15 protein-coding genes are annotated in these 13,935 nt (G+C 47.6%); all 15 read right to left on the bottom strand.

Going from position 1 to position 13,935, the window contains the following annotated elements:
* Nucleotides 1–21: 21 nt before the first annotated feature.
* Genes AOB54_01880 through wecB form a run of 15 tightly spaced genes read right to left on the bottom strand, consistent with a single transcriptional unit; the run spans nucleotide 22 to nucleotide 13,929 of the window.
* The gene (locus AOB54_01880; protein WVN42155.1) at nucleotides 22–1,266 is read right to left on the bottom strand and encodes a DegT/DnrJ/EryC1/StrS aminotransferase family protein; all 1,245 of its coding nucleotides are present in this window, start codon (nucleotides 1,264–1,266) and stop codon (nucleotides 22–24) included.
* Nucleotides 1,267–1,291: 25 nt separating this feature from the next.
* Nucleotides 1,292–2,266, bottom strand: a complete 975-nt coding sequence (locus AOB54_01875) for a transketolase C-terminal domain-containing protein (GenBank protein ID WVN42154.1) — start codon at nucleotides 2,264–2,266, stop codon at nucleotides 1,292–1,294.
* Nucleotides 2,267–2,268: 2 nt separating this feature from the next.
* A complete protein-coding gene (locus tag AOB54_01870) occupies nucleotides 2,269–3,102 on the bottom strand; it encodes a transketolase (protein WVN42153.1) in 834 nt (277 codons plus the stop codon).
* Nucleotides 3,103–3,114: 12 nt separating this feature from the next.
* Nucleotides 3,115–3,852: a glucose 1-dehydrogenase gene (locus AOB54_01865; protein ID WVN42152.1), complete on the bottom strand. Its 738-nt coding sequence runs from the start codon at nucleotides 3,850–3,852 to the stop codon at nucleotides 3,115–3,117.
* A 19-nt stretch (nucleotides 3,853–3,871) separates the two neighbouring features.
* Entirely contained in the window at nucleotides 3,872–4,294 is a 423-nt protein-coding gene (locus AOB54_01860) for a hypothetical protein (GenBank protein ID WVN42151.1), read from the bottom strand.
* Nucleotides 4,291–5,895: a GMC family oxidoreductase gene (locus AOB54_01855; GenBank protein ID WVN42150.1), complete on the bottom strand. Its 1,605-nt coding sequence runs from the start codon at nucleotides 5,893–5,895 to the stop codon at nucleotides 4,291–4,293. The genes AOB54_01860 and AOB54_01855 overlap by 4 nt, the downstream gene beginning before the upstream one ends.
* Nucleotides 5,892–6,368, bottom strand: a complete 477-nt coding sequence (gene fabZ, locus AOB54_01850; protein ID WVN42736.1) for a 3-hydroxyacyl-ACP dehydratase FabZ — start codon at nucleotides 6,366–6,368, stop codon at nucleotides 5,892–5,894. Before fabZ ends, AOB54_01855 begins: the two co-directional genes overlap by 4 nt.
* A gap of 35 nt (nucleotides 6,369–6,403) precedes the next feature.
* Entirely contained in the window at nucleotides 6,404–7,639 is a 1,236-nt protein-coding gene (locus AOB54_01845; protein WVN42735.1) for an acyl-CoA reductase, read from the bottom strand.
* Nucleotides 7,599–8,681 carry an acyl-protein synthetase gene (locus tag AOB54_01840; protein ID WVN42149.1) on the bottom strand — a complete coding sequence of 361 codons (1,083 nt, stop codon included), beginning with the start codon at nucleotides 8,679–8,681 and terminating at the stop codon, nucleotides 7,599–7,601. The genes AOB54_01845 and AOB54_01840 overlap by 41 nt, the downstream gene beginning before the upstream one ends.
* Nucleotides 8,660–10,075, bottom strand: coding sequence for an AMP-binding protein (locus AOB54_01835; protein WVN42148.1), 1,416 nt, complete (start codon nucleotides 10,073–10,075; stop codon nucleotides 8,660–8,662). Before AOB54_01835 ends, AOB54_01840 begins: the two co-directional genes overlap by 22 nt.
* Entirely contained in the window at nucleotides 10,072–10,311 is a 240-nt protein-coding gene (locus AOB54_01830; GenBank protein ID WVN42147.1) for an acyl carrier protein, read from the bottom strand. Before AOB54_01830 ends, AOB54_01835 begins: the two co-directional genes overlap by 4 nt.
* Before the next feature lie 12 nt (nucleotides 10,312–10,323).
* Nucleotides 10,324–10,983 (bottom strand): acetyltransferase, encoded by a 660-nt coding sequence (locus tag AOB54_01825; GenBank protein WVN42146.1) that lies wholly within the window; start codon nucleotides 10,981–10,983, stop codon nucleotides 10,324–10,326.
* Complete coding sequence (locus tag AOB54_01820; GenBank protein WVN42145.1) at nucleotides 10,984–11,571, bottom strand: sugar transferase; 588 nt, start codon at nucleotides 11,569–11,571, stop codon at nucleotides 10,984–10,986. It lies immediately after the preceding gene.
* Complete coding sequence (locus AOB54_01815; protein ID WVN42144.1) at nucleotides 11,540–12,808, bottom strand: glycosyltransferase family 4 protein; 1,269 nt, start codon at nucleotides 12,806–12,808, stop codon at nucleotides 11,540–11,542. Before AOB54_01815 ends, AOB54_01820 begins: the two co-directional genes overlap by 32 nt.
* On the bottom strand, nucleotides 12,793–13,929 hold the full coding sequence (wecB, locus tag AOB54_01810) for a UDP-N-acetylglucosamine 2-epimerase (non-hydrolyzing) (protein ID WVN42143.1): 1,137 nt from the start codon (nucleotides 13,927–13,929) through the stop codon (nucleotides 12,793–12,795). The genes AOB54_01815 and wecB overlap by 16 nt, the downstream gene beginning before the upstream one ends.
* Nucleotides 13,930–13,935 lie beyond the last annotated feature (6 nt).

Genomic DNA, 13,935 nt, shown 5'->3' with positions numbered 1-13,935 from the left:
ACGCCTGAAATTAATTGAACATCACCCGTCAACCACTGCCGAACTAAGAACTTCAGTGATAACCTCCTGCGTCTTGCGAATCTCGGCCTGCGTCAGGGTTGGGTGAACCAAGAACATTAGCGAGGTCTCCCCCAACGCTTTTGCCACAGGAAGTCGCTCTTTCGGCTGCCAGCCAGTGTTATCGAATGCTTTTTCCAAGTACACCTCAGAACATGAGCCCACATAACAAGGCACACCCCGGACGTTAATCTCCTCCAGAATTCGGTCGCGGCTCCAGCCGGGAGCGAGGTTTTCGGGGCGGATGTATGCGTAGTACTTGTAGTAGGCGTGCTGGCAGGAACAATCCGGAGTCGCCAAGGCACCCTCGCCCCCCAGCAATGGGCACCCAGCGCACCGCAGATCCGGCACCCTTATCACCCCACCCTCACCAGTAAACGGCAGTAGCGCCTGGCGAATCGCCAGTGCATTAGCAGTTCTCGCAGCGCTCCAATCTTTCATGCGCCGAAGCTGTATACGCCCGATCGCAGCTTGCATCTCCAACATGCGCCAGTTGGTGCCAAAGCTTTCATGTAGCCAACGAAAACCCGGCGGGTGTTCGCGCTCATACACCGCCGCATAACTCTTGCCGTGATCTTTGTAGGCCCACATCGCGCGCCAAAGAGACTCATCGTTACACGTGACCATGCCGCCCTCGCCACCCGTGGTCATGATTTTGTCCTGGCAAAAGCTCCAGGCACCCACATGACCAATACTGCCAACACTGCGCCCCTTGTAACGCGCTCCATGCGCCTGTGCGCAGTCTTCAATTACTTTTAAGCCGTGCTGGGCCGCCAGCGCCATGATCGGGTCCATATCGCAAGGCCAGCCAGCCAAGTGCACACAAATCACCACCTTGGTTCGGGGCGATAACACCGCTGCAATTGTCTGTGCATTGATATTGCCAGACTCGATATCAACATCAGCAAATACCGGCGTAGCGCCCGCATTCACCACGCACGAAACGCTTGCAATAAAGGTGCGTGGCGTGACCACCACCTCGTCACCCGGGCCAATACCTAGCGCCTTTAGGGCCACATCCAACGCCAAAGTGCCATTAGTAAGTGCCACCGCATGGCGACTACCAACCCAAGCTGCAAATTCATTTTCAAACTCGCGGCATTCGTTACCGGTCCAGTAATTGACCCTATTTGTGGATAAAACTTCACGAACAGCCCTACCCTCTTCCTCAGAAAAAAAAGGCCAGGGCGAGAAGGTTGTATTGAGCATTAAATCAGGGACGTGTTTCAGTAAGTCAAGTATTTTTCAAACAAGAAAGGACTCTCTGTGAAATCTTTGAAGCAACCAGCTCGTGCTTTTCTAGAAGAAACCGATAGTCTCCAGTAACATCAAAAACATCAGGTAACCCAAGAATCAACTGGGGTGGCGCATTGCGTTTCCCCGCCTTGTACTCAGCGATTGCGCTGCCTAACCCACCAATAATGCTATGCTCTTCAACAGTCACAATAAGTTTCGAGATCTGGAGCGCGCACTCAACTGCTTTAGCATCAAGCGGCTTTATTGTGTGCATATTGATTACACCTGCCTTAACGCCTGATTCCAACAAAAGTTTTGCGGCTTCAAGTGATTCGTAAACCATGCTACCGGCAGCGATAAATGTCACCTCAGCTGGCTCACTCAAAATAATCGCCTTGCCAACCTCAAACGAATAGTCCTCCGTGTAAACAGGCGGATTACCGACAGCGCCTGTCAGACGGATATACATCGGCCCCTTAAATTCCGCAGCGGCTTGGACAGTTTTAAATATTTCCGCACAGTCCGCTGGGCATACGACAGTGATATTTGGAATGGCACGCATGATTGCAGCGTCTTCAATACCGTAATGCGAATTTCCAAGAAAAGCCATGGATACTCCGCTTCCTATTGCGACCGCCTTGACATTCATTTCCATATAGCCTAAGTTCATGCGAACCTGTTCAGCGGCGCGCATCGTGATAAAAGGCGCAAATGATGTGGCGAACACATTGTGCCCCTCCTTGGCCAGACCCGCAGCCACCCCAATCATATTTTGCTCAGCTATACCAATGTTGAGAAACTGATCTGGATATGTTTTTTTAAACCTGTCGAGCCCAGATGAATTGCCCAAATCCGCAGATATCACCATCATTTCCGGATGATATTCGGCAACGGCAAGAATGGCTTGCCCAAACACCCCACGAGAACCAATTCGTGACCACTGCCGTGCATTACTCGCATTGATCTCGAACATACTTAGGCCCCAACACCTTCTACGGTAACACCTAACTCAGCTAATGCAAGGTCGTAATTTGCCTTTGTAAGTCGATTATGGTGCCATTCATTATTGTTTTCCATGAAAGAAATGCCTTTACCTTTTACAGTGTGCGCGACCAACACTCGAGGGCGCCCAGTTTCACGCGGCGCCTCAAAGGCGCTCACAATTTGCGGGATATTATGTCCATCAACTTCATGAACATCCCAGCCGAACGCTCTAAATTTACTGGCTAAATCAGCCAAATCAATAATCTGCTTAGCGTCGCCATCACTCTGTAACTTGTTGTAATCAACGATAGCGGTCAAATTATCAAGCTTTAGCTGAGCTGCTGACATTACAGCTTCCCAAACCGACCCTTCGTTGCACTCACCGTCACCCATGTAAACGTATACCCCAAAACGTTGCTTCTTCTTCATAGCGGCCAACGCGATTCCAACACCCATAGACAAACCTTGTCCTAGACTGCCGTTTGAAGACTCAATGCCTAAATCAAGATTCATCACTGGGTGCGCGATTAAATCGCTTTCGTTTGTCTGAAAAGTCTTGTAGGTTTCCTCGTCAATGATTCCAGCAACCAAAAGTGCAGAAAAATAACCCAAAACCCCATGGCCTTTGCTCAGGATAAAGCGATCGCGCTCCTCCCATCGCGGGTTGGCTGACTGGTACCTAAGAACCCGCCCGTAAAGCACTGCCATAAGTTCCACCATGGAGAGGCCACCCCCTAGATGCGCACTCAAGTTACAAGTGTGACTAATCTCTAAAATCTTATGACGCATAGTCTTTGCAATATCTACGAGATTTGCAGAATTCATAAGCCCCCCTGTTTAAACCATACCACCGTCAACGCGCAAAGTCTGACCTGTAACAAAGCTAGACAAGTCACTCGCCAAAAACAAAGCCACGTTCGCAATATCTTGCGGATTAGCGGCTCGCTTTAAGGCTGCGGAATTAATTAATTTGTCTCTTGCATCGGGAGCCATCTGATCAAACATACTAGTCTTGGTTACCCCAGGCGCGATGTTATTTACTCTTACGTTTGCAGCCCCTAATTCGGTGGCCATACCGCGCGATGCACGCGCGAAAGCGGCTTTACTCGCGCCATACGCTAGCGTGCCAGGATCCGCAATTTCTGCAGCAGTGGAGGTAATGTTGATAATGCTTCCCGAATGGTGTCTCGTCATTAGCCGAGATATTCCCTGAGTGAACAATATCTGGCCAATCAGATTAATCTCAAACACTCTGCGTAATTCAGCAATTGGTGTCATTTGGAACAAACCGCCAGAAGCAGTTCCCGCATTGTTGACCAACACGTCAACCTTGTTACCCGTTAAAGACGCAATTTCTTTAATCGCTGCCTTTATTGACGCATCGTCACTCAAGTCTAAAGTGACCGCTTGAACACGGTCTAAATGTCTTGCATCAGCAATCTTCTCGACCGCTGAGGTATCGATAGCGCGCATACATGCAATCACTTTGGCACCATGTATCACGAAGGTTCTCGCAACCGCTAATCCGATCCCTCGATTCGCTCCAGTTACCACAGCAATTTTATTTTCTAACACGCTCTACCCTTAAGAAAGTTCAATCTAGTTCGCGATAAATCAGCCCGCGCTCATACACCGGCTCCAAAAGGCTCCAGTCATCCTCTCCCAAAAAGTTGCCACGCGGGAAAGGCGGTACTGTACCCGCACCGATTTTTTCTAGGATAACAGGAGTGGTGTAATAGGCCTTAAATAAATGCTCTACCATAGATGAAAACACTCTTATATTAGCTAGCCTACAAGCATTAATTGCTTCTAGTTTCTGTTCGGAATCCAGGTTCGAGAATCTTTGTGAATATTTTTCTGCGCATACCGTGTCTAGTATCTGTGCAAAATCCACAGAGAGCGCCTCTAGGTTATGTCGCCTTAAATAATCATCAAAGCGAATCACTGATGCACTCGGTATTCCTAGATCAGTATCGCCCGGTAGCATAATGCCTATGATCGTTTGCAAATCTGTCATGAAAGGCTGCCATTTTTGTGTCGACAGATATAGTCACAGGCCCACAAGGTCACGGCTTGTGCCGTAGCAACGGGGTTGACTGCGCCGGCGGTCACGAAAACACTGCTGTCCACAACAAAAAGGTTTGGGACGCCATGCACTTGACAATAGCGATTGACTACAGAATTTTTAGCATCATCCCCCATACGGGCCGTGCCCATTAAATGCCAACCTGTGTGTTTTACGGGGGCAAAGGAGGAAGTAACCTTGGCTTGAGCTGCCTCAAAAACTTGTTTAGATGCCTGGATACCATGTGTAAGCATCTTCTTTGTGTTGTCGCTAAGTTTGTAAAACACCTTCACTCCGGGCATTCCTGACGCGTCGCAGTTTGCCTCGTCTAATTCAACTCGGTTGTGTAATTCGGGCAAATCCTCCGAGATGACTGCTATCCCCGCTGATCTATTAAAGATTTGAGAAAATCTCTTGTGATGATTAAAACCAAGCGGGATTTGCCGCATGAAATAACCTGTTATCGCTGTTTCCGCAGCAGGTGCTCCTCGCAAAACCTGGAGAGTATAGCCGCGCGTGAAATCTCTCTCAGAGGAGGTTTCATAGAACTGCTGGCTTAGTATGCAAACACCATGCGGACCCAAACTAGACTGTAGGTCACGATCAAAGACAGCCTCAACGTAGGCCAGCGGATGCAACATCAGGTTTTTACCCAACATGCCTGAATCGTTCCCCAGACCGTTTTGGTGCTTTGGCGACCGAGAATTCAATAATAGTCGCGGCGTGCCAACCCCACCGCATGCGACCACAATGATGTTAGCGTGTAACTCATGACGAGCTCCGGAAGCATCTGCGTACACAACGCTTTTTGCCCTCCCATTTTGATCGAGTGTGACCTCGAGAACCCGGCATTGTGTGCGGATCTCCACACCCTGCCTTATAGCCAAAGGCCAATATGTAACATCTACACTGCCTTTCGCACCCTGTGCACAACCCGTATTGCATGGGCCGAGATTGATACACTCCCCACGGTTACCATGATTCCGCGTATTAATTGCAGCGTAAGAAGGCCACCAATGCCAGCCTAACCGATTGAATCCCTCAGCTACTGCTCGACCCATGGCTCCCAGCGGAACCGGCGGTAGCAGACTCGAGTATTCTGGATTTGCGGGGTCGCCAACTAAACCGGCAACGCCCATCATCGATTCGTTTAGCTCAAAATAAGGCTTTAAATCTGCAAAACTAATCGGCCAATCCTCACCCACGCCATCCAAGCTACGCGTCTGAAAATCGGAAGGATGCATTCTGGGAAAATGAGCCGAATACAAGATCGTACTACCACCGAACCCATTAAAATTCGCAATCGAAATCGGAGAGTTACTGTCATCTATAGGGTAATCAGCGGGATTGCAGCGAACAGCGGGATTCGGGTTGTAATCCTTAGCTCTAGACAGTTCCCAGTCAGGTCGAGTGCTGGGATATTTTTCAGGGCTAGTCTTTTCGCCCTGCTCGAGACACACAATTCTAAGTGACTGATCTCTGCTGAGCCGCCATGCCGCAGCAGCGCCGCTGGCACCTGAGCCTACAATTACAACATCAACTACCTCTTTCATCCCGACTTCTGAGATGTTGGTAAATACTGCTCAAGAATCTCGGGAATCGTAATCAGCATATCAGCCTCACAAGCAATTTCGCCATCAACAGTGGCCACACCTTTTCCTTTACAAATACCGCGATTCCAAGAGAGTACTTGTGCATCAATTTCAAATTTTTTGCCGGGTAAAACTTCTTTTCTAAAACGAACCGTATGTTGTAACGCGTGAGTTACCTTCCCCTTCAGCCCTGGCAACGTGGTTATTGCAACTGTTAACATTTGCGCGAGCGCCTCTAATTGCAGGGCGCCTGGCATGTTCGGACCATCAGGGAAATGCACCGGAAAGTACCACTCATTCAGTGTTAGATTCTTATATCCGCGAGCGTATTTCCCGGGTGACACGACGTCAACATGATCGATCATCAAGAAAGGATAACGATTTGGTTGGTAGGCCTGCAATTCAAGGCAATCTAAACTAAAGCCATCATTCATATTATTTTGATTTGTCACGTTTTCCTCCATTATTCTTATAAATCAACAACTCGCGAAAGACTGCCGATTAAGTCGTAGCCGTCCCACAAAATACTCATATCCAATGCACGACCAACGGGTACAACACGATCAATGCCACGCAACCGATTGCGAGTGATCCATTGCCTAATAACTGTGTGGTCAATACCCTGCACAGTCAGCGTTTGATAGCGCTCGCTTACGATTGGTGCAAGCGCATCGAGGTGCGGCAACACAACTTCATGGATAGTGCCGAAGTAACCGCGACACTCATCTTGATGCTTATCTAAAAAACTTAATTGGATACGATAAAGTACATTTGTGTTGCGCTCTATACTCTGCACGCCCAAATTGGCAATCGAGTTACGACATACTGCAGTAAATTTATCTATTACATGGACTGCCTGTAAAGGGTACTTCTGTCGTGCAATTTTTACCACTTCTGGCCATAACTTTCGCTGTGCCGCTTCTACCTCTTTAGGTTCGCCAATCCACGCAATTAATTGCGGCGAAGAACAAGCTGACTGATCCATCAGGTAAATATCATTATATAAAGCGAAGCAAAATCGATCAAAGGCCTGCTTTCCCATCTCTAAAATACAAACAGGTTCCAATAAACATAAAGAATAGCGATCAGGGAACGCTACTTCGCGGGAGCGAGGTTTGCTCGGGAAGCTGCGCATGTGAGCTACGGTTTCATCACCACCCCAAATAATGCGCCCATCAGCAATCGAGATCAAGAATTTAACGATTTCATCATCTCGATCAAATCTCATTAAAACTAGATCTTGTCGTAGGTGTTGATAGCAGGGCTCATTCAATTGCTTCTGAATAGCGCTAGCTAGGAGATCAATAGTCGCAGAGGGCTTACTTGGTAAACGCAGTACACATGAATTGCCAGATAACAAACCAAACGCCATAGAAAAAGCGAAATTTACCGGTACATTGGCGGGGCAGATATGGAACGTTAGACCCAGGCCCATTTGTAAACGAGATTTGGGATCGTAGCGCTCACGCATTCGTTCGAGATTTGCCTGACGACACCAATACGCAAATGCTGCAATATCTGGCATAGATTTGCCGACGGGATCAGCAAGCAGAAGTCGAGACAGTTGAGCGAGAAATGCAACACGCTGTTCGCTAAAGATCTCGATAGGCTCGTTCGAGATTGCATCACTCGACCCAAGCAAGAACTCTATTTTCTGCGACAAGTTATCGGGTATATGTATCACTGCAACCGCGCGCTTCAGCATCTTGAACACGACCCAGCACTTTAAAATACGATCCCTTGCGCCCACACTTACAGTTGTCTATACCGTGCAGTACACCCTCGTCCTCGCTAAGCAATGAATGGCCTGGATAACTTCTCGGTATTGCCGACAATAACTGTATCAATCCAGGCTGTCCAAATGGCAACGGGTCGAAGCTCATGGGATCCCTAACAAAAACTTCTGACCATACCGAAGAATGCAAGTATCCATGCTCACACTCCATAAATATGGAGCCAGTCTGTTCAACCATACCGTAATAGTTGTGAATACGAGTAATACCCGTCACCCCTTTTAGACGGCGTTTAAAATCTTCGGGATCGACTGCCTGAGACTGCAGTTGTTTCCATCCCCCTCCGTGAATCAATATTCCTCTTTCCAGATTCAACGATCGGCCGTTAGACTCTAGCCAACGCACAAGATATAACCACACAATAAAGGTGAAACCAAAGATTAAGATGGATTCGCCAGCATGTTTTGACAAGAACCCCATGACCCTTTCTTCATTGATTGACATATCGTCATCGAGGGCGAATTCAACTTCTCGACCAAAGACAGAAAACCCAAGAATTCCTGCAGTGCGCGCCGAAAACTTTTGTCTATCTGCAATCGTTTTGCGACAGTCAATTACCAGCAACGGCAATCGCTTCGGACCGATGAATTCACCCATAATGCGTGAAAGTACCTTAACTTGCATGGCAGAGGTGTGTTTATCGAGGAATATTTGGGATACAGCGGTTCCACTTGTCCCCGAAGATGTCATTGTCTTTACAACTTCAGTAGGTTCTACGCTAATCAAGCGCTCATGCTTAAACAGCCGGACTGGCAGAAAAGGCACGGTTTCAAGATTCGTAATATCTTCAATGTTCCATAGTTTCTGCAAAATTGCTCGATAGCCTGGGCAGGAATTCGCATGGTGTGATGTTAAATCCTGCATCACACTCAATAGCAGTGATTGCTTACGCGCTTGGGGTAGTTCGTAAACTGGCCAAGTCGCTATATCGCCTAGTGTTTCTTTTCCAAGCATGAATAGTCAACTTTTCCGGTCGCAAGACGAGGCAAAACTGAGATGGCGGAGACATTTAAGGCAGAAGGATGAATCCGCATAACGGTTGAGAGTATCTTTGCGAAATCTTTACATTTATCTTGCTGTACACACTCTAATGTCACCTGCAAACAATCATCGCTCCCGTAGGCAGCCGCCACCACGCCATGCTGTGCGAACCATGTTTCCACAGCATCAACGGACAGCCGAACTCCAAATATCTTGATAAATCTGCTTTTTCGACCTTCGATGTAAAAGAACCCCTGTTCATCTTGCCTTGCTAGGTCGCCAGTACGCAGCAAACCACACCAATCGTCACCACGCTTTAAATCATCTCGAATCTCTGCATACCCTAGCGCTACGTTAGGTCCACTGTATATCAACTCACCTATTTGCCCAGGCTGTTCGATCGTTGCACCATGCTCGTCTTCAAGCCATAGGCGGCCACCGGGTATTGCCTTGCCAATGCTGCCAAGTTTAGTAGCAGAGTATTCCGGGCTTAAATAGGCCATTCTCGGCGCGGCCTCGGTCTGTCCGTACATTGTAAAAAAGCGAATATTCTTGGCTTCACATATCTCCAAAATACGCTGAGTGCGCTCTAAGGGCATTTTTCCGCCCGCTTGAGTTAGTGTCTTGAGGGCAGGTAGTTCCATACGTTCAAAATGCAGCTTCAATAAGATTTCGTAGCTATAAGGAACGCCAGCCATACTGGTAACTTCAAGGGATTTCATTTGTTGCCAAAATAAAGGATCAAAAAAGTTTCGATTGGACAAGACGATAGAGGCACCCGCACACAAATAGCTGTGTAAAACCGAGATTCCATAGGAATAATAGAATGGCAGCGAGGTGATAGCCCGATCTGTCGACTCTATACCTAGGTAGTCAACAATGGACTGAGCGTTAGAGTAAAGATTACGCCAAGACAAACGAACCAGCTTTGGTGACCCAGTTGTGCCGGAGGTTGTCAGCAAGAGGGACAAATCCGCATGAAGCTCTGGACCGTCGGCACGTCCACTACAGCACAAAACATAGCCACCAATTTCGCTAAATACTTCGTAGCCCTCTAATGTCTCCGCTATAAGTTTCGGCAAAAAAACATACTTCGGCACATAAACACTTAGCAGCCGTACTAGCAAGTCTCTCGAAATGCTTGGGTCCAACAACAATGGCACGGTGCCCGATTCGAAGCAAGCTAAATAGGTCTTGACCGCTGAAACGTCATTACGCCCAAGGAAGAACATCAGTTGACGCCTTGGGAGCGCGTTCGAAATTATCGTTACTTCGTCTCGCAGCTGACCATATGTAAAGACCTTACCCTCATCACTGAACAATGCTATCCGATTTGGATCGTGCGGCTTGGCCAACCAAGAACTCATATTTCGATGCCATACTTTTTGAGCTTTTCAATACCTACAGAATAAGAACTAAACTCAATAATGTCTTCTGTTTCCATCATTATCCCGAATGCGTCCTCAAGAGCAGCGATCATGCCCATATGTCCGACTGAATCCCAGGCAGGAACGCATTGGTAAGTAAAGCTTTCATCAAGAACACTCTCTTCAACAGAGAAACAGTCCACAAAAACCTTATTGTATTTCTCTTTATTTGACACGATTAATCACCTTTATTTAAAAACTCTCTGTTCAGTATTCTTTCTAACAACTCTTGCAGGGTTTCCAAGCGCAATCATATTGGCGGGGATGTCTGAATATACTACCGAACCCATTCCAACAATCGAGCCGGATCCAATGCTTATCCCCTCCTTGATTAGAGCCCCCATACCAATGTAACAATTATCACCAATAACCGTAGCCCCACCGATATTCACCATAGAGGAGATAACACTATTTTCTCCTACTTTAACATCGTGTCCAATAATGCTCATTGTGTTTACCGACGAATTTCTGCACAAGAAAGCATTACTCGACACAGAGCAAAAAGGAGTTATTACAACGCCGCATTCAATTAACGCGCTATCAGAGATTATTGAGGATGGATCCACTAAGACACCGAGATTTCCGCCAGATAAGACAAGTCGTTCATGCAGTTTTTTTCGAACCGCCGGCTCCCCGTTTGCAATTAGGACCTCTGCCTTCGTTAATTTATTCAGGCTTACCAACTCGTCTAGTTGGTAGACTTGAGCCCCATACTTAGATTTCTCAGAGCTTGAATCATCGATAAAACTGATGCATTCCCATTGTTTTGTTATGTTATTCGTACGCCTTGCAACGTCCATCACTTCCTTGCCAAAGCCCCCAGCGCAGTAGATAAACAAATCTTTCATTTATTCTCCGAATTTTTTCAATTCGCCATGTGAACGAAATCCCGACCGGAACAGTACAACTTTGATTGTGGCGAGCAGTATTGCGCAGTCTAAACACCAACTGAGATGTTCAGCATAGAAAACGTCATAGCGGAGTTTACTGGTCCAAGTAAGATTATTTCGTCCCTTTACTTGCGCCAAACCTGTAATCCCAGGCATGACATCATGCCTCCGCATCTGTGTTGCCGAATAACTTTTCAGGTACTCGACCAAGAGCGGCCTGGGTCCGATCAGGCTCATATCACCCTTGATCACATTGATTAACTCAGGTAGCTCATCGAGGCTACTCGCCCGGAGGAACAACCCCAGCTTTGTGATTCTGTCTTGGTCCTTAAGATTACTGTTTTTAGGGGCGGTAACCATCGTACGAAATTTATACATCTCAAATAACTTACCCTTCAAACCGGGGCGAAACTGTCGAAAAATTACCGGCCTGCCCATATTTAATCTAACGGCCAATGCCACCAAAAGAAGTACCGGCGTCAGCAGTGTCAGAGCAGCGGTCGCGAGAAGCACGTCAATGATGCGTTTTACTTTTTTGTAATACATCTTCAAATAACTGTTTAAATTTTACAGTTCCCGCCGACAAGGAAAGGTTTGTCATGTAGTATTCGCGACCCCGCTGGCCCATCTGCTTGCGCTGACTTGGCGTCATCGCAGCCAGAGCTTGCACAGCATCCGCTATCGATTTTGGATCCTCAGGCTTTGCCAACACCCCACAACCGGCCAGCGTTACTAGTTCGGCAGCATCCCCTTCAACCGCCATCAGCAGAGGTTTGCCAGCCGCCATATAGGCTTGGGTCTTGGAAGGTATCGTAACCTTGAACAGTTCATCTGCTTTCAGGTGCACTAACAAGGCGTCAGCGGAATCTAGAAAGTGTCCGATTTCCGACATTGGAACCGGGGGATAGAACAGTACATTTGTGAGGTTTCTAGCGGTTGCTATTTTCTTTAAGCGTTCAGAATCCAGTCCCGTACCAACGAAAATCATTTCTACGGCCACGCCCCGTGCATTTAACAAGTCAACCGCTTCCAAAACGGCACCGAGCGCTTGTGGCGTACCCATATTCCCGGCAAAAAGAACACAAAAATGGCTCTTAGAAGTACGTTGATAATTCGACTTGTCAATCGGCTCGTTGAGTTTATGTTCATCGGACCAATTGTAGATTACTTCGATTTTGCCCTCTGGAACACCACGCTGCATAAGCAACGTCTTGAAGCCCGGCGACAACACTACGATTTGATTGACTTGTTGGTAAATATGCTTGCACACTAAGCCAACCAGGAACAATATCTTTTCATTATTCAGCATGCCTGTAGTACGTAAGGTGTCAGGCCATAGGTCCTGAATGTCATACACCACGGGAATCCCTCTCAATACCCTGATTAATGATGCAGTAATACCAACCGTTAAAGGCGGGTGATATGCGTAAATAATATCTACCCGTCGCGTAAAAAAAAGACAATAGAAAAGCGAGGTAACTGCGAAACTTACATAGTTGAGCACGCGTCTGATTGCTGACCGATCATGGCTCGGGTATAAAGCCACCCTCGTTACTTTTATATCATCAATGGTCTGTCGGTGGATCAGCTTTATTCTGTACCCTGGATAAAGCTTCCCCGTTGGGTAATTTGGAAAACCGGTAACAACTTCGACGTTCACACCTTGCCTGATGAGTTCCTTTGCAAAAGCTAACCCCTTGAAAGTTGGCTCAGGATCAAACCATTGAGTTAGCAACAAGACCCGCATGGGCTCGGGCGCAATTGACTTCAGTACTTCTTCCACACCACGCGATTCACATAGTCGGTGTAGCTGTGAATAAGGCGCACCACCTTTTCACTAACGTTGGACACACTGTAGTCAGACACTATGCTCAGGTTACGTTCGGCACCACGTGGCTGTGTAGCAAGGATCGCAAGAGCCTGGCCCACACGCTCTACCTCCAGACCCACCATCATCACAGCGGTTTCCTCCATGCCCTCGGGGCGCTCGTGCGCTTCACGAATATTCAGTGCCGGAAAATTTAAAATAGATGATTCTTCCGTAATAGTGCCGCTATCGGACAGAACCGCTTTAGCATGAATCTGCAAGTTCACGTAATCGTGAAATCCCAAGGGCTTCAGCAGGCGCACAAGCGGGTGAAACTTGGCACCCGTTGCATCAACCCGATTTTGGGTACGCGGATGAGTAGATACGACCACCGGTAGGCTGTGGTCTTCAGCAACCGCGTTTAACACCGCTACCAGTTTGGTAAACGACTTCTCAGGTTCAATATTCTCTTCCCGATGGGCACTAACCACAAAGTACTGTTCAGGTTGCAAATCCAGGCGAGTAAGTACGTTCGAAGTCCGAATCTGCGGCATATAGTGGTGCAACACCTCGTACATAGGGCTACCCGTCTTGATCACCTGATCCGGCGGCAGGCCTTCACGCAGCAAGTAGTCACGGGCAATAGCGCTGTATGTCAGGTTAATGTCTGCCGTGTGGTCCACAATGCGGCGGTTGATCTCCTCTGGCACCCGTTGGTCAAAGCAACGATTGCCGGCTTCCATGTGAAAAATAGGTACCTTTCGTCGTTTCGCGGGGATCACTGATAGACAACTATTCGTGTCACCCAGCACCAGAATAGCTTCGGGCTGTTCTTTTGCAATAACAGCATCGACTGCCGTGATGAGGTTTCCAATGGTGTTGGCAGCCCCCGTGCTTCCCTCCGCACTATTCAGGAAATAGTCGGGTCTACGCATGCCAAGGTCGTCAAAGAACACCTGATTCAGCTCGTAATCATAGTTCTGGCCAGTATGCACAAGCACATGATCACAATGAATATCTAAAGCCGACAGCACTCGTGACAGGCGAATGATTTCTGGCCGGGTACCCACAACCGACATGACTTTGAGTTTCTTCATTTTAAG

Origin of the sequence: beta proteobacterium MWH-UniP1 (genome assembly GCA_036362785.1) — a bacterium.
Lineage (GTDB): Bacteria > Pseudomonadota > Gammaproteobacteria > Burkholderiales > Burkholderiaceae_A > Lacustribacter.
Note: the sequence above shows the minus strand (reverse complement) of the source record. Positions and strands in the feature narration are given on the sequence as shown.